Origin of the sequence: Achromobacter sp. ES-001 (assembly GCF_019448355.1) — a bacterium.
GTDB classification, from domain to species: Bacteria; Pseudomonadota; Gammaproteobacteria; order Burkholderiales; family Burkholderiaceae_B; genus Achromobacter; species Achromobacter spanius_B.
In genome coordinates, this window is record NZ_CP079940.1 from 2520555 (window position 1) to 2539503 (window position 18949).

At 65.2% G+C, this 18949-nt stretch carries 21 protein-coding genes; 6 read left to right on the plus strand and 15 right to left on the minus strand.

Annotation, left to right across the window (positions count from 1 at the left end; all coding sequences use genetic code 11):
• Positions 1-263 precede the first annotated feature (263 nt).
• Entirely contained in the window at positions 264-596 is a 333-nt protein-coding gene (gene fliE / locus KYT87_RS11390) for a flagellar hook-basal body complex protein FliE (RefSeq protein WP_046807469.1), read from the plus strand.
• 106 nt (positions 597-702) lie between these two features.
• On the opposite strand, the gene KYT87_RS11395 is transcribed toward fliE, so the two are convergent.
• The 7 genes from KYT87_RS11395 to KYT87_RS11425 all read right to left on the minus strand — a co-directional run bounded on the left by KYT87_RS11395 (position 703) and on the right by KYT87_RS11425 (position 5992).
• Positions 703-1503 (minus strand): flagellar brake protein, encoded by an 801-nt coding sequence (locus KYT87_RS11395; RefSeq protein WP_219992261.1) that lies wholly within the window; start codon positions 1501-1503, stop codon positions 703-705.
• A 24-nt stretch (positions 1504-1527) separates the two neighbouring features.
• Positions 1528-1881, minus strand: a complete 354-nt coding sequence (locus tag KYT87_RS11400; protein WP_223265020.1) for an EscU/YscU/HrcU family type III secretion system export apparatus switch protein — start codon at positions 1879-1881, stop codon at positions 1528-1530.
• The gene (locus tag KYT87_RS11405) at positions 1881-3233 is read right to left on the minus strand and encodes a flagellar hook-length control protein FliK (RefSeq protein WP_219992262.1); all 1353 of its coding nucleotides are present in this window, start codon (positions 3231-3233) and stop codon (positions 1881-1883) included. Before KYT87_RS11405 ends, KYT87_RS11400 begins: the two co-directional genes overlap by 1 nt.
• Positions 3230-3586: a flagellar protein FliT gene (locus KYT87_RS11410; protein ID WP_104145683.1), complete on the minus strand. Its 357-nt coding sequence runs from the start codon at positions 3584-3586 to the stop codon at positions 3230-3232. The genes KYT87_RS11405 and KYT87_RS11410 overlap by 4 nt, the downstream gene beginning before the upstream one ends.
• A gap of 47 nt (positions 3587-3633) precedes the next feature.
• Positions 3634-4062, minus strand: a complete 429-nt coding sequence (gene fliS, locus KYT87_RS11415) for a flagellar export chaperone FliS (protein ID WP_046807466.1) — start codon at positions 4060-4062, stop codon at positions 3634-3636.
• 19 nt (positions 4063-4081) lie between these two features.
• Positions 4082-5470, minus strand: coding sequence for a flagellar filament capping protein FliD (gene fliD, locus KYT87_RS11420; protein ID WP_219992263.1), 1389 nt, complete (start codon positions 5468-5470; stop codon positions 4082-4084).
• A 144-nt stretch (positions 5471-5614) separates the two neighbouring features.
• Positions 5615-5992 carry a flagellar protein FlaG gene (locus KYT87_RS11425; protein WP_046807464.1) on the minus strand — a complete coding sequence of 126 codons (378 nt, stop codon included), beginning with the start codon at positions 5990-5992 and terminating at the stop codon, positions 5615-5617.
• A 143-nt stretch (positions 5993-6135) separates the two neighbouring features.
• On the opposite strand from KYT87_RS11425, the gene KYT87_RS11430 reads away from it, so the two are divergent.
• Positions 6136-6873: an IclR family transcriptional regulator gene (locus tag KYT87_RS11430; RefSeq protein WP_046807463.1), complete on the plus strand. Its 738-nt coding sequence runs from the start codon at positions 6136-6138 to the stop codon at positions 6871-6873.
• A 25-nt stretch (positions 6874-6898) separates the two neighbouring features.
• Here the strand turns inward: KYT87_RS11430 and KYT87_RS11435 are convergent, their stop codons facing one another.
• From KYT87_RS11435 to KYT87_RS11450, 4 genes are all read right to left on the minus strand, one after another.
• On the minus strand, positions 6899-8065 hold the full coding sequence (locus KYT87_RS11435) for an acyl-CoA dehydrogenase family protein (RefSeq protein WP_046807462.1): 1167 nt from the start codon (positions 8063-8065) through the stop codon (positions 6899-6901).
• Positions 8065-9297 carry a CaiB/BaiF CoA-transferase family protein gene (locus KYT87_RS11440; RefSeq protein ID WP_219992264.1) on the minus strand — a complete coding sequence of 411 codons (1233 nt, stop codon included), beginning with the start codon at positions 9295-9297 and terminating at the stop codon, positions 8065-8067. The genes KYT87_RS11435 and KYT87_RS11440 overlap by 1 nt, the downstream gene beginning before the upstream one ends.
• A complete protein-coding gene (locus KYT87_RS11445) occupies positions 9294-10265 on the minus strand; it encodes a tripartite tricarboxylate transporter substrate binding protein (RefSeq protein WP_219992265.1) in 972 nt (323 codons plus the stop codon). Before KYT87_RS11445 ends, KYT87_RS11440 begins: the two co-directional genes overlap by 4 nt.
• Before the next feature lie 71 nt (positions 10266-10336).
• On the minus strand, positions 10337-10753 hold the full coding sequence (locus KYT87_RS11450; RefSeq protein WP_219992266.1) for a cupin domain-containing protein: 417 nt from the start codon (positions 10751-10753) through the stop codon (positions 10337-10339).
• 164 nt (positions 10754-10917) lie between these two features.
• On the opposite strand from KYT87_RS11450, the gene folC reads away from it, so the two are divergent.
• The 4 genes from folC to purF all read left to right on the plus strand — a co-directional run bounded on the left by folC (position 10918) and on the right by purF (position 15182).
• On the plus strand, positions 10918-12228 hold the full coding sequence (folC, locus tag KYT87_RS11455; RefSeq protein ID WP_219992267.1) for a bifunctional tetrahydrofolate synthase/dihydrofolate synthase: 1311 nt from the start codon (positions 10918-10920) through the stop codon (positions 12226-12228).
• Positions 12229-12291: 63 nt separating this feature from the next.
• Positions 12292-13143, plus strand: a complete 852-nt coding sequence (locus KYT87_RS11460) for an SPOR domain-containing protein (protein ID WP_046807480.1) — start codon at positions 12292-12294, stop codon at positions 13141-13143.
• The gene (locus tag KYT87_RS11465) at positions 13143-13631 is read left to right on the plus strand and encodes a CvpA family protein (protein WP_046807457.1); all 489 of its coding nucleotides are present in this window, start codon (positions 13143-13145) and stop codon (positions 13629-13631) included. Before KYT87_RS11460 ends, KYT87_RS11465 begins: the two co-directional genes overlap by 1 nt.
• A gap of 30 nt (positions 13632-13661) precedes the next feature.
• Positions 13662-15182, plus strand: coding sequence for an amidophosphoribosyltransferase (gene purF / locus KYT87_RS11470; protein ID WP_120155022.1), 1521 nt, complete (start codon positions 13662-13664; stop codon positions 15180-15182).
• Position 15183: 1 nt separating this feature from the next.
• On the opposite strand, the gene dld is transcribed toward purF, so the two are convergent.
• The 4 genes from dld to KYT87_RS11490 form a co-directional block, all read right to left on the minus strand.
• The gene (dld, locus tag KYT87_RS11475; protein WP_219992268.1) at positions 15184-16962 is read right to left on the minus strand and encodes a D-lactate dehydrogenase; all 1779 of its coding nucleotides are present in this window, start codon (positions 16960-16962) and stop codon (positions 15184-15186) included.
• Positions 16963-16970: 8 nt separating this feature from the next.
• On the minus strand, positions 16971-17726 hold the full coding sequence (lldR, locus tag KYT87_RS11480; protein ID WP_219992269.1) for a transcriptional regulator LldR: 756 nt from the start codon (positions 17724-17726) through the stop codon (positions 16971-16973).
• A 178-nt stretch (positions 17727-17904) separates the two neighbouring features.
• The gene (locus tag KYT87_RS11485; protein WP_104145639.1) at positions 17905-18426 is read right to left on the minus strand and encodes a M48 family metallopeptidase; all 522 of its coding nucleotides are present in this window, start codon (positions 18424-18426) and stop codon (positions 17905-17907) included.
• A complete protein-coding gene (locus KYT87_RS11490; protein ID WP_046807197.1) occupies positions 18423-18917 on the minus strand; it encodes a disulfide bond formation protein B in 495 nt (164 codons plus the stop codon). Before KYT87_RS11490 ends, KYT87_RS11485 begins: the two co-directional genes overlap by 4 nt.
• Between the last annotated feature and the right edge of the window lie 32 nt (positions 18918-18949).

The window sequence follows — 18949 nt, forward strand, 5'->3', positions numbered from 1 at the left end:
AGATTACACATGCAACGTGCTTCTGGTCTGGGGAGAGCCTGGATTATTGCCGTTGGGTCGACAATCCCAATCGATGAAAACAGCCGGTTTTTGGCGTTACTTATCTTCTATGTCGATAGCGAATGGGCGGATCCGGCCCCGGCTATGGGCATTCGTTGAAATGTCGGGGTTTTTGGCGGTTTTTAATCGCTATGGGTGCGCGCGATCGGCGGTACGCTTTGCGGCAACATTGGCGAATCGCCCCACCAGCAAGGAATCAGGTAATGGCTGTATCAGGCTTGAACGGCATCGAAAGCATGCTCCAGCAGATGCGCACCGTCGTGAGCAAGGCGGAAACCGGCAATCTGGCCGCCGGAGAATCGGTCGGCCAGCCCGACGGTTTTGCCGCCGAGTTGCAGCGCTCGATCCGCCGCGTGACGTCGGCGCAGAATGCCTCGTCGGCGCAGGCGAAGGCCTTCGAAATGGGCGCGCCCGATATTTCGCTCAACGATGTGATCATCGACATGCAGAAAGCCAGCCTTGGCTTTCAGACGGCGGTACAGGTGCGCAACAAGCTGGTTGCGGCCTACAAGGAAATCTCGTCGATGGCCGTGTAAGGCGGGTAAGCCGGGTAAGCCGGGTAAGTCGTCTAACGGCGGCGTCGATTTGAAAAGGCCTTTCCACTGGAAAGGCCTTTTTGCTTTTTGGCGCGGGGCTGCCGCGTCAGTTGCGCTGCGCGCCTTTCTCCAGGCGCCACACCACTTTTTGCAGCCAGTTTTCCTGGCGCGCGTCCAGATTCAGGAACACCGCGCCCACGTGGCTCATCGGCGGTTCGCCGGTCAGCGACAAATGCCGCGGCGCTTCGTCCGGGCTGTCGGGCTGGACCATCGGCTGGCCGGAAATCGGGTAGACGTTGCGCACTTCCAGGTTGGCGCTGAGCTTGCCCAGATCGCCGAAGTCCAGCTGAACGTCTTCCATGACGGTGCCGCGCTCGGGCAGGGCGGGCACGGCCAGCCCGGCGCGCAGCCCCACGCCGTCAACGGAAATATCGCGCACGGTGAAGCTGAAGGGGCGGGCCTTGGGTTCGGGCTGCCACGTGGCCTGGCATTGCCCCGCGCCGGTAACCAGCGAGGCGCGGAACATCTTGCGTCGCTGGATGCGGGCCAGGCGATCGGGAAACGGTGACATCAACGCCGCGCTGCCGTCATCGAAATGAATAACCTCGGGGCGCTGCACGCGAAAGCGGATCTGCACGCCGCCATAGGCGGTGGCGTGGAAGTGGAACGTCGTGCCGCTTAACAACCCCATGCTGTCCGACTGTTCGAAGTCGGCGCCGGCGTAGTCCCGGGGCCGCCAGAAGAACTGGCGCGTCTGCTTGTCGGCGCCCAGCACCAGCACCGCCATCTCGCGGTCGGCGGCGTCGCGCACCAGGATGTGGCTGTCGGGGTGCGTCAGCTCGAACAGGGCGGAACGCATGTCTTCCGGCCGGGTCAGCAGGAATTCCGGGTCGCTGGCTTCCAACACGATGGTGGTCCTTAGAAAGTGGGGTCAGGCGGGCGGCGCCGCTTGGGGAAGCTCGCGCGATTCCAGGCGATACAGCCAGGCCAGCAATTCTGCCACCGCTACGTACAGTTGGGGAGGAATATGTGCGTCCAGATCCACTTGCATGAGCAAGCCGACCAATTCCCGGGACTCATGCACATACAGGCCGTTTTCCTCGGCGGCGCGCACGATGGTGTCGGCAAGCTGGCCGTAGCCCTTGGCCACCACGCGGGGCGCGCCGTCCTTGTCGTCGTAGGAAATGGCGACGGCGGCATTGCGGTTGGCATTGGGGCCGGCATGGGGGCCGGCATTGGGGCCACCATTTTGGCCGCCGTCCTCGGAATAGGAGATGTTGCTCATCAGAAGTCGGTCGGGATGACGGGGCGCGGGTCCGTCACGCTGACCGCCAGGTTGCTCAGCGTCAGGCCGGCGGCCAACAGGCGCGAGCGCAGCTGGTCGGACGCATCGTTGATTTCACCGGCGGCCAGCGGCGCGACCAGTTGCAGGACGATCTGGTCGCCTGCCAGGTTCAGGCGGGCGTCCACCAGCCCAAGGCGCGGCAGGTCCAGCTTCAAGCGCGTGGCCCAGGTGGGCGTGGCCGAATCGGGATCGCCGCCGTAGGGGTCGCGTTCTACTTCCCATTCCATCGGCGTGCCGGGCCAGGCTTCGCCTTGCCAGGTCAGCGATTGGTTGGCCAGCACGTCCAGCTGTTGGCGCACCAGCACGGTTAGATCCTGGTGGATGCCGGCTACGGGCGTGCCGGGTGCCGGACTGGTCGAGGTTCCGGTGCCTGTTGCCGCATCGCCGCCGCCGGCCGCGCGGTTGGCGGCGGGCGCATCGGCGCGGTTGCGCGCCAGCGTCGCGTTCTGCTGGGCGGGGTCTTTGGTCAGGCTGGCCTGGGGCTCTTTTTGCAGCGCGTCCGGGTTGGTGCGGCCGAACACCATGTCGGTCAGGTGCGATTCGTAGAACAGTCCGCTGGTCTGCAAGGCCTGGCGCAGCGCCTGTCCCAGCAGGCGTGCCGACGGGCCCCCGGCGGCAAGCGCGGCATGGGCCGCGTCGGCGCCGCGCGTGGCAGCCGTGTCGGCGTGGCCGGCGGGGCGGCTGGCCTTGGTGCCGGCGGTCGCATCGGCGCCGGCCGTCGCGGCGGAAGGGGGGGCGGAGGGGGCGGCTGCGTTCGCGGCAGCGCCCGTCTGCGGGGCGCCCGGCAACGTCTGCGCGGCTTGTCCGGGCTGGGCGGCCGGGCCGTTCGCGGGCGCGGGTTGGGATCCGGCTTGGGCGGGCGCTTGCTCAGCCGCGCCGCCATTGGCGTTCCACAGCGGTGCGCGTCCCTGGACGGCGGGCGCGGCTTCAGGAAACTGCGCCAGCAAGGCAAGAATCGTGCGGGCGGTGGTGCCCAGCGTGGTCGGCGCGGACGCGGTGGTGTCGCTACTGGTGACCAGCCCGCGCGCGGCCAGCGCCAGCGCGGCGGCGGTCTTGGCGTCGACAACGGTATTCTGGCGGTCGCCTCGGGCGCCGCCAGTCTGTATGCCTTGCCGGGGATCGCGGGTGGACCCGTCCGACGACCCGGGCTTTTCCGGGCCGCCAGGCTGGCTGACGGCGTCCGGCCGGGCGCCTGAAACCTGGTTGGCATTCGCGGCGGACATCGTCGTGCCAAGCACGGCGTCCAACCGCTGCACCAGGACGTTACCGAGTGCGGCGGGACCGACGCTCATTCTTCAGGCGCCTGCTGGTATCCGTAGGCCGACAGCAGCGTCTGCTGGCGCTTCATGCGCCCCAGCAGTTCGCCCAGGCGGGCCAGTTGAGGAATGGCCAGATCACGCGTCAGCGCGTCGTTTTCCAGGATGCGCACCAGCAGGTCGTACTTCATGGCCCGCGTGGCTTCGTCCAGCGGCGCCTTTTGTTCGGTCTGACGCAGGCGTTCGACGCGTTCGCAGTATTGCTGGCCGTGCACCATGGCCAGGTCCCAGTCGCCGGCCTTGGCGGCGGAAAGCATTTCCCCCGTGATGTCAGCAATCTCCTGGTAGTTTTCCAGGATGGAGGGAGGGGACTGGGTAAGGGACGTCATGGAAATCTCGGGCGTGCGCAGGCTGGCTAGGGACATGGTTCTGGCCATTACGGCTCCATGCCGCCGGCAGGCCGGTCGATGGAAGTCTGCCAGGCCTCGGCCAGGTCGGCCAGCAGGCGGTCGGCAATATCCAGCTGTTCGGCATCCGCCTTCAGGTTCGCCGTCAGCAGCGTGCGGATGATGTAGTCGTACAGCAGGGCGAGGTTGGCGGCGATATCGCCGCCGGCCTCCATATTAAGCCCCGTCTTCAGACCTTCATCGACGATCTTGATCGCTTTCGAGATGGCGGCGCCGCGCTCGGCGATCCGGCCTTCGTTCAAATGGATACGTGCCTGCCCGATGGCCGCCCGCGCACCCAGATACAGCAGGGTGATCAGCCGCTCCGGGCTTGCGCCCAGGACTTGCGTTTCCAGACCGATATCGGCGTAGGAACGAACAGAATAAGACCCTGAGGGCCGTCGGGCGGCATACGTCATTTAATGCATCTTCTATAAGTTACTTGTTGGACTTATTCATTGCCTCAAACTGCTGGGTCAGGTACGCGCCTGTGCTTTGCATCTTCATGTAGAAGGTGTCCAGCGCAACAAACTGCGAGCGCATCCGTTCGATTTCAGCGTCGCTGGACGCCTTGGCGCGTGCCTTCTGCGCATCCACGGCAGTGATGGACTTGGCCAAGCCGTCCTGGCGCGTCTTGAGCGAACCCGTCGAACCCAGCACGTCCTTGAGGGCGGCGTCGATGTTCTTGGCCAGGCCGTTTTCGCCGGTCAGCAGCTTGGTGACGTCTGCCGGGTTTTCCGTCAGGGCCTTGGTCAGCTTGGTCGTGTCCAGCTTCAATTCGCGGGCGGTGGCATCCGTGGTGATGCCCAGGTCGGCCAGCGATTTCAGCGTGCCGTTGCCCAAGACGCCTTGCAGCGCGCCGGACAGGGCGGATTGGATCGAACGCGTCGTACCGTCGCCGGTCAGCGGCTGGTTGGTGGCGGCCTTGGCGTCGAACGACGTCAGGTTCTTGATCGTGGTTTGCAGCGTCTTGTACTTGGTGACGAAGTCCTGCACGGCCTTGCTGGCGACCGAGGTGTCGGCCTCCAGCTTCAGCGTGATCGGCTTGTCGGCTTCCGTCTTTTCAGCCAGGTTCAGCGTGATGCCGTCGATGGCGGTCGAAATGTTGTTCGAACCGCTCTTGACCGGGATGCCGTTGATGATGACTTCGGCGTCCTGGCCCTTGGTGGCCGTCATGCCGCTGGTGACACCGCCGGCGTCGGTGCTGAAGGTCAGGATGTCTTTCAGCGACTGGTCGCCGTTGACGGTAATGGACTTGACCGATGCCTTCTCGCCCGTGTCGCGCGCGGTCAGCATCAGGAAGTTGTTGCCATTGCCGTCGTTGATGACCGTGGCGCGCAGGCCGGTCTTGTCATCGGCGTTGATGGCTTTGACGATCCCGTTCAGCGACGTGTCGTCTTTCAGGTCGACGGTACGCTTGGTGCCGTCGGCCAGTTCGATTTCAAACGTGCCGGTGGCGCCGTTCTGGGCCGTGCGGTCGGCAATGGCCGACGATTGCAGGCTTTGGGCACGCGCCAGGTTTTTCACTTCGATGGTGTACTCGCCAGCCACCGCGCCTTCCGCGGCCACGGTGGCCGTCAGGGCGGAACCGCCGGTCACGCTGCCCTTGATGGCAGCCATCGTTTCGGTCTTGCCCAGCACGGCGGCAGACGACTGAAGGGCTTCCAACGCGCTTTGCAGCTGCGAGTAAGCGTCGATACGGGTTTGGTAGCTTTCGGCGCGGGTCGTGTAGACCGACAGCTTTTTCGTCTCGGCGTCTTGCAGGTCCGACAGGATCTTTTCCAGCGGCAAGCCGGACACGGACCCAAGGTTGGTAATAGAAGCCATGTGAAATTCCTTCCTAGCGATGCGATTCTGTCAAAAATATGATGCCGGCGATTGGCCGGGTAAGGGCATAAGGCGGGCCTAATTCGGGGTTTCCCTCACGAAGTGGCGCCAACTTGCATGGAAAACACCGTTTTAAAGGGTCACCTACGCAGAAGTCTTGATGCCGTTGCCTTGCATGTTCACGATCATTTTGGCGATTTTCAGCACGGTTTCGCTGGGGATCGTGCGAATGACATCGCCCGATTCCGCGTCCACCACCGACACCACCACCTGATGCACGTTCGGGTCTATCTCGAACTGAAGCTGAGTCGACCACGCCTTCATCTGGTCGTTGATTTCGTCCAGCGCCTTGTCCAGCGGCAGCTTCTGCGAATCTGATTGGTCCGACGTGGCACTGTCGGAGGCGCCGCTGTTCGTGGCGGCGGCCGCGGGCGTCACGCTCACAGCCGGTTCGGCTGCGACGGGGGCCAACACGGGCGCAACGGGTGCGAACGTAGCGGGGGCTAGGGGGGTTACGGCCATGATCACTCCAGCGGCGATGTGGGCGTCTCGGAGGAACGCGCTGTTTTCAGGGAATTCTCAGCTACGATTACGGCACCTTTGCAGGGAACTTTAGCCCCCGGCGGGGCTGGGTCTTTCACGTGCTAATCAGTTTGGATCGGGCAATGAGTGTCAAGACGGCGCTGCGAGTCATCGAAATCATCGAAACCTTTGCCCGCGAAAAGCGCGCGTTGCCCTTGTCGGAGCTGGCCCGTCTGCTGGATGTGCCGGTGTCCAGCTGCCTGGCGCTGATCCGCACCTTGACCGGGCTGGGCTACCTGTACGAAACGGGGCGGCGTCAGGGGTACTACCCCACCGGCCGGCTGCTGGCCATGGCGCAACGCATCGCGCGTGCCGACCCCGTGCTGGATCGCGTCTACCCCAGCCTGGCCGAATTGCGCGACGCCACCCGCGAAACCGTTGTTTTTGCCAAGCTGACGCAGGACGGCCGCGTGGTCTATCTGGACGTGCTGGATTCGCCACATACCATCCGATACGCGCCCGTTGCCGGCGAGTTCAAGGACGTACATGCCAATTCGCTGGGCAAGGCCTTGATGTCGCTAATGGACGAGTCCGCGCGCCATGCCGTCCTGGCCGGCACGCCGATGACGCGCTACAACGAACGCACGCTGGTCACCGCCGAGGCACTGGAAGCTGATCTTCAGCGCTCGCGGCAACGCGGCTGGTTCATGAACAGTGGGGAATCGATCGCCGACGTGGGCGCCATTGCGTGGCCCGTCACGCTGTCGGGCGAGCACTATGCGATTTCGGTGGGCGGCCCGATCTACCGGATCGAGCCGCAGCAAGAGGCGTATGCGCGCATCCTGCGGGCGGCCTGCACGGCCCTGGAACAGCAGGCCTGACGGGGCGCGGGCCCCGCCCTGATCCTTAATACGACTTCGGCAGCCCCAGCACCTTTTCGGCGATAAAGCACATGATCAGCTGCGGGCTGACGGGCGCAATGCGCGGAATGAAGCTTTCGCGCAGCAGCCGTTCCACGTGGTATTCCTTGGCGTAGCCCATGCCGCCCAGCGTCATCACCGCCGTCTGGCAGGCGTTGTAGCCGGCTTCGGCCGCCAGGTATTTGGCCGTGTTGGCGTAGGGGCCGCAGGGCAGGCCGGCGTCGTACAGGCTGGCGGCCTTGAACACCATCAGGTCGGCGGCCTCCAGCTGCATCCAGGCTTGCGCAAGCGGGTGCTGGATACCCTGGTTCTGGCCGATGGGGCGGCCGAACACCGTGCGTTCGCCGGCATACTTCACCGCCCGGTCCAGCGCCGCGCGGCCAATGCCCACGGCTTCCGCCGCGATCAGGATGCGTTCGGGGTTCAAGCCGTGCAGGATGTATTCAAAGCCTCGGCCTTCTTCGCCAATGCGGTCGGCCACCGGGATGCGCAGGCCGTCGATGAACAGCATGTTCGAGTCCACGGCCTTGCGCCCCATTTTCTCGATTTCACGCACCTCGATCTTTTCGCGGTCCAGGTCCGTATAGAACAGCGACAGGCCCTGGGTGGGTTTGTCGACCTCGGACAACGGCGTGGTGCGCGCCAGCAGCAGCATTTTGGTGGCAACCTGCGCCGTCGATATCCAGATCTTGCGCCCATGCACCACGTATTCATCGCCCTGGCGCACCGCCCGGGTCGACAGCTTGGTGGTGTCCAGCCCGGCATCGGGCTCGGTCACGGCGAAGCAGGCTTTCTCGCGGCCGGCGATCAGTGGTTCCAGCCAGCGGCTGCGTTGTTCGTCACTGCCGAAGACCACCACCGGATTCAGCCCGAAGATGTTCATGTGCACGGCGGACGCGCCGGTAAAACCCGCGCCGGACGCGGCGATGGTCTGCATCATCAGCGCGGCCTCTGTCATGCCCAGGCCGGCGCCACCGTATTCCTGCGGCATGGCGATGCCCAGCCAGCCGTCGCGGGCCAGATCGGCATGCAGCGGCTCGGGAAAGCCGCCTTCGCGGTCGCGTTCCAGCCAGTATTCGTCGGGGTAGCGGTCGCAGATGCGCGAAACGGCGTCGCGCAGCGCCAATTGGTCGGGGGTGAAAGCAAAGTCCATCAGTCGTTTCCGTCCTGGGTAATGCCACGGGCGAGCAGGTCGTCGATCCGGGCGTCGTCGTAGCCGGCCTGCGCCAGCACCTCGCGGCTGTGTTCGCCCAGCCGGGGGGCGGGCCGGCGCAGCGATGTCGGCGTGCCTTGGTAATGGCCCAGCGGCGCGGGGGTGCGCAGCGGGCCTTCGCTGGGGTGGTCGATGTGGCGGATGAAGTCGGTGGCGGCCAGGTGTTCGTCTTGCAGCAGGTCGTCCACCGTGTACAACTGCGAGGCCGGGATGTCGGCCCCCGCCATCGCTGCCAGCCAGTAGTCCGTGCTGCGGGTGCGAATCACGTCGGCCACGAAGGCGTAGACCTCGCTGATGTGCGCCGCCCGCGCGCCGTGCGTGCAAAAGCGCGGGTCCTGGGCCAATTCCGGCTGCTCGATCAGCTTGAAGAAGTTGCGCCAGTGCTTGTCGTTGTAGATCAGCAGGCACAGATAACCGTCGGCCGTGGCGTAGGGCCGGCGGTGCGGCGCCAGCAGCCGGGCGTAGCCGGTGGGTCCCAGAGGCGGTTCAAAGGTCGCCCCGCCAAGGTGATCGCCCAGCACCAGATGCGCCATGCCTTCAAACATCGGGATCTCGACCTGTTGGCCGCGCCCCGTGGTCTTGGCGTGCAGCACGGCCGACACCAGGGCGATGCCTACGTGCAGGCCCACCGCGCGGTCCGCCAGCGTCAGCGGCGCATAGCGCGGCACGTCGCCGCTTTGCTGGGCCGACAGCGCCGCGATGCCCGTCTGCCCCTGGATCAGGTCGTCGTACGCGGGCCGGCCGGCGTAGGGACCGGCCTCGCCAAACCCGTATGCGCCCAGGTAAACGATGCGCGGGTTGCGCGCGGCCACCGCCTCGTACGACAAGCCCAGCCGCGCCATGGCTTGGGGCCGGATGTTGTAGAGCAGGGCGTCGCAGCTTTCCGCCAGCTTCAAGCAAGCTGCCAGGCCCTCGGGCGTCTTCAGGTCCAGCACGATGGACCGCTTGTTGCGGTTCAGGTGCAGGTACAAGTGGCCCATGCCCGGATTGCGCATGGGGCCCACGGCGCGCATGTTGTCGCCCGCGGGCGATTCCACCTTGATAACGTCCGCGCCCAGGTCCGCCAGCGTCTGGGTGGCGTAAGGGCCCATCACGACCGAGCTCAGGTCCAGGATGCGCACGCCGGCAAGCGGGCCGCCGGCGGCGGCATCAGTGGATGAATGCGGCGTCATTGTTGTTGGATCCCCGCGTCTTTGATCAGCTTGCCCCACAGGTCGCGCTGTTCGCTGACGAACGTGGCGAAGTCCTGCGGCGTACCCGAGAAGGCGTCGAAACCCAGGCCCGCCAGGCGCTTCTTCACGTCGGGATTGGTCACCACTTTGTTGATCGCGGCGTTCAACTTGGCGACCACCTCGGGCGGCAGGCCGGCCGGGCCGAAGTAGCCGTTCCAGGAATTCAGGTCAAAGTCCTTCACGCCCGCCTCGGCCATGGACGGCAGGTCCGGCACGATGGCGCTGCGCTCGGCGGTGGACACGGCCAGGGCCCGCAGTTGACCGGACTGCACGAACGGCAGGCCGGAAGCCAGGTCGGTGAACATGAAATCCACCTGCCCACCCACCACGTCGGTCAGCCCCTGCGGCGTGCCCTTGTACGGCACGTGCAGGATGTCGATCTTGGCGCGGTCGGCCAGCGTTGCGCCCGCGACGATGCCCGTGCTGTTGCCGCTGGCATAGGTGATGCGGCCCGGGTTTTTCTTCGCGTCGGCCACCAGTTCGGCCACGTTCTTCCACGGCCGTTTCGGGTTCACGACCAGGATGAAGGGCAGGTTGCCGCCGCGCGCGATGGGCGTGAAATCCTTGACGGGGTCGTAGGACACGTTCTTCATCAGCCAGGGGGCGGCCGAGTGCGACGTATTGGTGGTGACGAACAAGGTGTAGCCGTCCGGCTTGGCGCGCGCCACATAGCTGGCCGCGATGGTCGCGTTGGCGCCGGGCTTGTTCTCGACGACGATCTGTTGGCCCAGGATGGTCGACAGCTCCTGCCCGAAGATGCGGCCGACGGCATCGGTGCCTGAACCGGCCGGGAACGGCACGATCAACGTAATGGGTTTGTTGGGGTAGTCGGCCGCCTGCGCCAGGGGCGCGGCCAACAATGCCGCGCCGCTGAGCAGGGCGGTACCGAATAGACGGAAGGGGTGCATGGGTTGTCTCCAGTTTTTATAGATAGGAATGCAAGCGCGGCTCTGCGTCCGCTGCCTGGTGCCGCGCCGCGTCAGGCGGCGGGCGAGGGCGCCGGAAAGTCCCGGATCACGCGGTCGGGGGATTCTTCGTACGGAGGGGTGTAGATCACCAGCAGCCTGGCGGGCTCGTCGCTGGTCACGGTAAATACGTGGGGGATGTCGGGCGGGAAGTAGCAGCAGTCGCCCGCCACCATGTCGGCCGTTTCGTCCGCCACCTGCGCGCGCGCGGTGCCGGACAGCAGATAACAGACCTGTTCGATGCCCGGATGCGCATGCGGCAGCGCGCCCTGGCCTTTTTCAATCACGCCCAGCAGCACTTCCACGCCGCGCGCGCCGACCGTGTCGGGGCTGATCAGCCGGCGGTTCAAGGTGCCGGTGTGATTGGCGGGGTGATAGCCGGGGATGTCGGCTTCGCGAACCAGCCAGCGGGGGGTTGAAGATTGCGTCATGTTTGTCCGTCTAAGTTTTCATACGTAAATTCATTTTCACGTATGCGAAAAACATCGGCAAGCGCTTTTTCGGAATCGATACCGTGGCGCGCCCTAGGGGATTAGGGAAAACACCGGGCACCGGCTGCTAAAATCCTGGGCTGATCTCCTCTCTCGGCCCCGACATGTCCCCCGTTTCTTCGCCTGACGCTTCCGCCACCCTGTCCGACTGGCTCCAGTACCTGGAATCCATACACGCCACCGCGATCGACATGGGCCTGGACCGCGTGCGCGACGTGGCCACCCGCATGGGGCTTGAGCTGTCGGGCGTGAAGTTCGTGGTGGGCGGCACCAACGGCAAGGGGTCCACCTGTGCCATGCTTGAAGCCATCCTGCTGGCTGCCGGCTACAAGGTCGGGCTGTACACGTCGCCCCACCTGATCGACTTCAACGAACGTGCCCGCGTCAACGGCCAGATCGCCTCGGACGCCGAGCTGATCGCGCAGTTCCAGGCGGTCGAAGCGGCGCGGGGCGAGGTTTCGCTGACCTACTTTGAATTCACCACGCTGGCCATCCTGCGGCTGTTCTCGCAAACGCGGCTGGACGCCATCGTGCTGGAAGTGGGGCTGGGCGGGCGGCTGGACGCCGTCAACATCGTCGACGCCGATTGCGCCATCGTCACCAGCGTAGACCTTGACCACACCGACTGGCTGGGCGACACCCGCGAAAAAATCGGCTTCGAAAAGGCCCACATCTATCGCGCTGGCCGTCCGGCCATTTGCAGCGACCCGGTGCCCCCGCAATCGCTGCTGGACCACGTTGAAAAAATCGGCGCGGATCTCTGGCTGTTCGGGCGCGATTACAACTATTCCGGCGACCGCCAGCAATGGGCCTATGGCGGGCGCGAACAGCGCCGCAGCGCGCTGGCGTACCCGGCGCTGCGCGGGGCCAACCAGCTGCTGAACGCGTCCGCCGCGCTGGCCGCGCTGGAATCGGTGCGCGACCGGCTGCCGGTGCAGCAGCAGGCGGTGCGGCTTGGGCTGCTGCAAGCCTCGCTGCCGGGCCGCTTCCAGATTCTGCCCGGTCAGCCGTCGGTGATCCTGGATGTGGCGCACAACCCGCATGCCGCGGCCGTGCTGGCGCAGAACCTGGACAACATGGGCTTTCATCCGTACACCCACGCGGTGTTCGGCATGCTGAACGACAAGGACCTGGCCGGCGTCATCGCCAAGCTGGGCTCCCGCGTCGACCACTGGTATTGCGCAGGGCTGCCGGGCCCGCGCGGCACGTCGGGCCAGGCGCTGGCCGACAAGGTGGCCGCCGCCTTGCCGCCATCGCCCGCGGGGGCGGAAAGCCCCAGCATCGCCGCCTTCGACGATCCCGCGCAAGCCTACGCGGCGGCGCGCGAACGGGCGGTCGAGAATGATAGAATCGTCGTGTTTGGGTCGTTTCTCACCGTGGCCTCGGTTTTGCAGGCTCTGGGTCGCAAGGCATAGGCAAAACGGGACATGGCGGCCCGCCGCCATATTGCCGCAAGGCGCCGCAAGGAATTCTCTTCCATGGGTTTTTTCAATCGCAAAGATCCTGCCGACCAGGCGCAGTCCTCTAAACGGGCGGCAGTGCCTAGCGAGGTTCAGGCTGCGCAGCTGCGCGGCCGTGCGCGGCGCAGGTTGGCAGGCGCCGTCGCCTTGGTGCTGGCGGCGGTCATCATCCTGCCCATGGTGCTTGATTCGCAACCGGTGCCGGTTGCCGACAACATTCCCATCCGCGTGCCGGACCGCAACACACCCTTCCAACCGCAGGTAAGCGAGCCGCAGGCCGCCGGGTCCGGTGCTGCCGCGTCGGGCGCAGCCGCCGCCAATGGCGCCGCCACGGGCACCGCGCCTACCGAAACCCCGGTGCCCACGCCGCCTGCCGTGACCTCCACGCCGCCCGCCGCGACGGCGTCCAGCGCGCAAGGAACCACCGTGCAGGTCACGCCGCCCCTGGTGCCGCCCAAGCCCGAAGCCAAGCCCAAGCCGGAACCCAAGCCCGAGGCCAAGCCGGAAGCCAAACCGGCTACCCCCGCCAAACCCGACACGCGTTCCGATGACGGCGCGCGCGCTTTGGCGCTGCTGGAAGGGCGCGCGGCACCGGCTGCTTCGGCGCCGGCCGCCGCGCCCAAGCCTGCCGCCAAGGGCAATTTCGTGTTGCAGATCGCGGCGTACACCACGTCGGAAGACGCCCAATCGCGTCGCGCCAAGCTGCATCAGGCGGGCGTCACCAACGCATTTGTTGAACAAGCCTCCATCGGAGGCAAGCAGCAGTACCGTTTGCGCGTGGGGCCGTTCCCCTCTCGCGAAGCGGCACAGGCGGCCCAGGCGCGTTTGCGCACCTTGGGCTATGACAATGGTTTTATCGCCGCCCAATAGTGACCGGTTTCGACTTCGTCGTGCTGGCCATCCTGGCGGTCTCGGGTGTGCTGGGCCTGGTGCGCGGCCTGCTCAAAGAGGTGCTGTCGCTGGTCGCCTATCTGCTGGCCTTCGTGGCCGCGATATGGTGGGGTCCCACGGTGTATACGTGGCTAGAGCCCTATATTGAAACGACGCTGCTGCGCATGGGAGTCTCATACGCCGTGGTGTTCATCCTCGTGCTGCTCGGTGTGGGTTTGGTCAACATGACGCTAGCCGCCTTGATCCGCAGTACCGGACTCAGCCCGGCCGATCACGGCCTGGGCGGAATGTTCGGGCTGGCCCGTGGTCTGCTGATCGTGCTGGCGTTGGTGGCCGCTGCCGGCTACACGCCGCTGCCCCAAGAGCCGTGGTGGAAGGACGCCATGTTTTCGCATTCGGCCATCGAGGCCATCAAACATATCAAAACGTGGCTGCCGCCGTCTTTGGCGACTTGGCTGCCGTATTGATTAGCTTCAAATCAACCAGGAAATCTCACCATGTGTGGAATCGTAGGGGTCATCGGGCGCGGGCCGGTCAACCAGCTGCTCTATGACAGCTTGCTGTTGTTGCAGCATCGCGGGCAGGACGCCGCGGGCATCGCGACGTCGCAAGGCAACCAATTCAATATGTACAAGGCTCACGGCCTGGTGCGCGACGTTTTCCGTACGCGCAACATGCGTTCGTTGCCCGGTACGTCCGGCGTCGGCCAGGTTCGCTATCCCACCGCGGGCTCCAGCGCCAGCGAGGAAGAGGCCCAGCCGTTCTACGTCAACGCCCCGTTCGGCATCATGTTTGCCCACAACGGCAACCTGACCAACTGGCGTGAACTGCGTGAATCGCTGTACCGCGTCGACCGTCGCCACATCAACACGAATTCCGATTCCGAAGTGCTGCTGAACGTGCTTGCGCACGAGCTGCAATCCTCGGCCAACGGTGTGTCGCTAGACGACGACGCGATCTTCCGTGCGGTGTCGGCCGTGCATAAGCGCGTGCGTGGCGCCTACGCCGTCGTGGCGCAGATTTCCGGTTACGGCCTGCTGGCCTTCCGCGACCCCAACGGCATCCGCCCGTTGTGTATCGGCCGCATGGAAACCGACGAAGGCGTTGAATGGATGGTGGCCTCGGAATCCGTGGCGCTGGAAGGCAGCGGCTTTGTCTTCGTGCGCGACGTCGAGCCCGGCGAAGCCGTGTTCGTCGACCTGGACGGCCGCTTCGTCAGCCGCCAGTGCGCCGAGAACCCGCAACTGGTGCCCTGCATTTTCGAATACGTGTACTTCGCGCGTCCGGATTCGCTGATCGACGGCGTGTCGGTCTACGACGCCCGCCTGCGCATGGGCGAGTACCTGGCCGACAAGGTTGCGCGCAACATGCGCCTGGGCGACATCGACGTCGTCATGCCGATTCCGGATTCCTCGCGTCCCGCCGCCATGCAGTTGGCCGCGCGCCTGAACCTGGACTACCGCGAAGGGCTCATCAAGAATCGCTACGTGGGCCGCACGTTCATCATGCCGGGCCAGGCCGTGCGCCGTAAGTCCGTGCGCCAGAAGCTCAATGCCATCGGCATGGAATTCAAGGGCAAGAACGTGCTGCTGGTTGATGACTCCATCGTGCGCGGCACCACCAGCCGCGAAATCGTCGACATGGCGCGCGCCGCCGGCGCCAACAAGGTGTACTTCGCGTCCGCCGCGCCTCCGGTGCGATTCCCGAACGTGTACGGCATCGACATGCCTACGCAATCGGAACTGATCGCCACCGGCCGCAGCGACGAAGAAATCGCCCGCGCCATCGGCGCCGATTCGTTGATCTACCAGGATCTGTCCGACATGCAGCAGTCGGTGCGTGACCTGAACCCCAAGATGCAGCGCTTTGAGGCTTCGTGCTTCGACGGCGAATATGTCACGGGCGACATCACCGCCGAATACCTGGCCCGCCTGGGTCAGTCGCGCGCCGAACCCGGCCAGGACGAAGGCGCCAGCGGCTTGCAATTCAACATGGGCTACGCCGCCAACGACGCCTGATCTACCCCTGCGCGCCGCGGCCATCCTCTTGGCCGCGGTAAGCGGCCGGCAACCCTTGCTGGCCGCAGCAGGCGCCCCAATTCAACAGTTTTGACGTGTGCCCGATGCCCGGGTTGAACGTGTTGGTGGGGTCCAGTTCCCGATAGAACGCAGCCAGCGCCGGCTTGGCAACATACAAGTGCCCCACGTTGTGCTCGGCCGGATATTCCGCCTGCCGCGCGTCCAGCAACGCCCACATGCGATGCTCCATCGCGACCGGGTCGACGCCCTTGCGCACGATGTAGTCCTGGTGAAACACGTGGCAGAAGAAGTGCCCGTAATACAGCTTGTGCACGATGTCGCGTTCCATGTCGGCCGGCAGGGTCTCGACCCATTCCCGGTCATTGCGGCGCAACGCGATGTCCAGCGGCACGATGTCCTGCACCGTTGAGCGATGCGTGTCGCGATAGCGGATTGCCGCGCCCGCGATGGCAAAGCGGTGCAGGAAGGCCTTGCGTCCTTCTTCGGCGTCGCATTCAAAGAATGCGGCGTCCTTGCGTCCCGCGAAGTGCTTCGTCAAAAACGCGCGCGTGGCCTCGACCGTATCGTTGGACACGCGCAGCAGCAGGTGGTGTTCGTAGCGGTCGCGGTAGTCGCGCATGCGGCGCGGCAGATGATTCGGCAGCAGCGCCACAACGGCCTGTATCGCGCGGTCGATCAGGCCTGGCAGGCCCAGCCGTTCCGCCATGCCGTCCAGCCGGCTCTTTATGGCAAAGGCCTTGGGTACGCGGGCGGTGCCCAGTTTGTCGATCAGCAGAAACACGTCTTTGCCATAGCGCGCGCCGATATCGAATGCGTCGCGATGGATGTATTCGCCCGCGATAGGCAGCCGTGGAAGCTTGGCCAACAGTTCGCGGCGCACGGCGGTCAGGTCATCGGGCCGGTTGCTGCCGATATAAAACACCGTGCTGGGTTCGCGCTCGAACGTGTCCAGCCGCACCGCGAACAGGCACACACGGCCGGCCGAGCCGGAGGCTTCGTGCAGGCGTGAGGGGTCCGCATTGAAGCGCGCCGGCGTGGGGGCGTCGATCTGGCGCACATGGTCGGCATAGTTGGGGTCTGACGCCGCGCCCACGTCATCGCTGATATCGCCGGGACCATAGTCGCCGGCCTGCAAACGGGTCAGGATCTCTTCGGGCGTCTGGCCCAGGTCGATGCCCAGATGGTTGACCAGGTTAAGCGAACCGTCTTGGTCCAGCCGCGCGTACAGCGCCAGTTCGGTATACGCGGGCCCGCGCCGGAGCAAGGCGCCGCCCGAGTTGTTGCATACGCCGCCTAGCACCGACGCCCCAATGCAGGACGACCCGATCACCGAATGCGGTTCGCGGCCCAGCGGCGCCAGCGTCTGCTCCAGCCGGTCCAGCGTGGCGCCGGGCAGGCACACCACCTGCCGCCCGTCGCGGATCACCTGCACCCCGGGAATGCGCAGCGTGCTGATCAGCACGATCTCGCGGTCGTACTGATCGCCATCGGGCGTGGACCCGCCGGTCAGCCCGGTGTTGGCGGCCTGCATGATGACGATGCGCCCCGATTGCACCACGGCTTGCAGCACACGCCATTGCTCCAGCAAGCTGGCGGGGCGTACCACCGCAAGCACACGGCCTTCGCCCGTGCGATGGCCGCGACGAAAGCGGCGCGTGGCCGCATCGCCGGTCAGTACATGCGCGTTGCCGACCACGGCGCGCAGTTGGGTCAGCAATTCGGTGCCGGTGTCGGTGTCCGGGGCGAAGGCAGGCGTCATGGTTGGGGCTAGGGCGGGGTCGGGGAGGGCAGGCGGGCGGCGCGGTCGCGCCGGGCGGCGTCTTCGTCCATTTTGACGAGCGTGGCGCGGATGTAGTCCAGGTGCTGGCCGATGACGGCGCGCGCCTGGTCGGCGTCGCCGTCAAGGATGCTTTGCATCAGCGCCTGGTGCTGATGGGTCAGCTTGTCGTGCGAGGACGGGCTGTCCTGGATGACCATGATGCGGCGGTTTTGCGCCACGGTGGACAGCATCAGGTCGAACAGCCCGCGCATGACTTGCAGCAGCACCAGGTTGTGCGAGGCTTCGGCAATGGCCAGGTGAAACTGCGCGTCGGCGTGGGCCGAGAGCTCGGCATTGCCGCGTTGCTGGTAGTCGACCATCTGATCGAAGCAGCGCTGGATCTTGGCCTTGTCCGCGTCGGTGGCGCGTTGCGCCGCGTAGCTGGCGGTGCTGGTTTCCAGCGCGCAGCGCGTTTCCAGCACGTCATAGCGGTACTGCGGATCGTGCTGCATCAGCGCGGCCAACGGCGACATTGATTCCTGCGGCCATTGATGCGCGTCGGCCGTCAAAAACGTGCCGGCGCCGACGCGGCTGATCAGGATGCCGTGGCTGGACAGCTTCTGGATGGCCTCACGCAAGGCGGTGCGTGACACGCCCAGGCTTTGCGCCAAGCCGCGCTCGGCCGGCAGCCTTCCACCCGGCGCGATGTTGCGGGCCTGGATCAGGGATAACAGCTTTTCAGCGACTTGGTCTGACAGACGCATGGGATATTGGTACGACCAATTTGCCGTCCCTTGCGGGCGGCGGCGCATGCCAATCAGGCGCCGGAGGCAATGATACCCAAGAATCGCCGCTCAATCTCGCGGGAAGATTCGTTTAATTCGCGATATTGCCAAGCGAACTGGTACGACCAATTTGTTGTAAAGCTACGCTGCCTGACCTTCAGCCCGCCGGCGCCCACAGCGTTTCGCGGGTGGCTTCCAGATGCGTCAGATACAGCCGCAGATCAAATTCGTATTGGTGGTAGTGCGGTTCCATGCGCAGGCACAAGTTGTAGAAGGCCTTGTTATGGTCCTTCTCTTTCAAGTGCGCCAACTCATGCACGGTGATCATTTTCAGAAACTGCGCGGGCACGGTCTTGAATAGCGTCGCCACCCGGATCTCGTGCTTGGCGCGCAATTTCCCGCCCTGCACGCGCGAGATGTACGTGTGCTGTCCCAACGCGTGCTGGATCACATGAATCTTGCTGTCGTACGTTACCTTGTTGATCTGGTCGCCATTGCGCAGATACGTGTTCTTCAGGTCGGTCACGTACTGGTATAGCGCGCGGTCGGTGCGGATGTCGTGCGGCCCATCCGGGTAGCGCGCAAGCAGGGCGTCGCCCAGCTTGCCGCGCTCAAGCAGCGTCTGGGCCTGGACGAGCAGGGGTTCCGGATAGCCGGTAAGAAATTTCAGGGTAGTCACAGCGCCGAGCGAGCAGGCGCGCGCCCGAAGACCACCGGCAGCGCCATGAAGAACAGGATCACGAAAAGCGCCAGGCTCCACAGGGCGTATTCGATGCCCAGCACCGGCACCTTGGCGTCCATGCAGGTGGCGAAAATGCCGAACACCCAGGGCACGTTGCCTTCCAGGCCGATGCCCGTCATGAAGCGGTCGGCAAACGTCTGGTCGCACGACAGCATGTTGGCCGCCACGGTGTACTGGTACCAGGCCGCCACCACGCCGGACAACGACAACAGCGCCGCCAGCGCGCCGGCAATCCGGGTCAGCGCACGGCCGCCACCAAAACCGCCCACCAGCGCCACCACCCCGATCACCAGATAGATCAGGCGTTGCAGCACGCACCAGGCGCAGGGCGGCATGTCAAAGACGTGTTGTGAAATCAGGGCCACGCCAACGGCGCCGAAGCAAAACAGGGCAATCAGGCGTAGCAGGCGTTCAGAGCGGGTAGTCATTTTTTTTAGCTTGTCTTGAGATTGGTCGATGC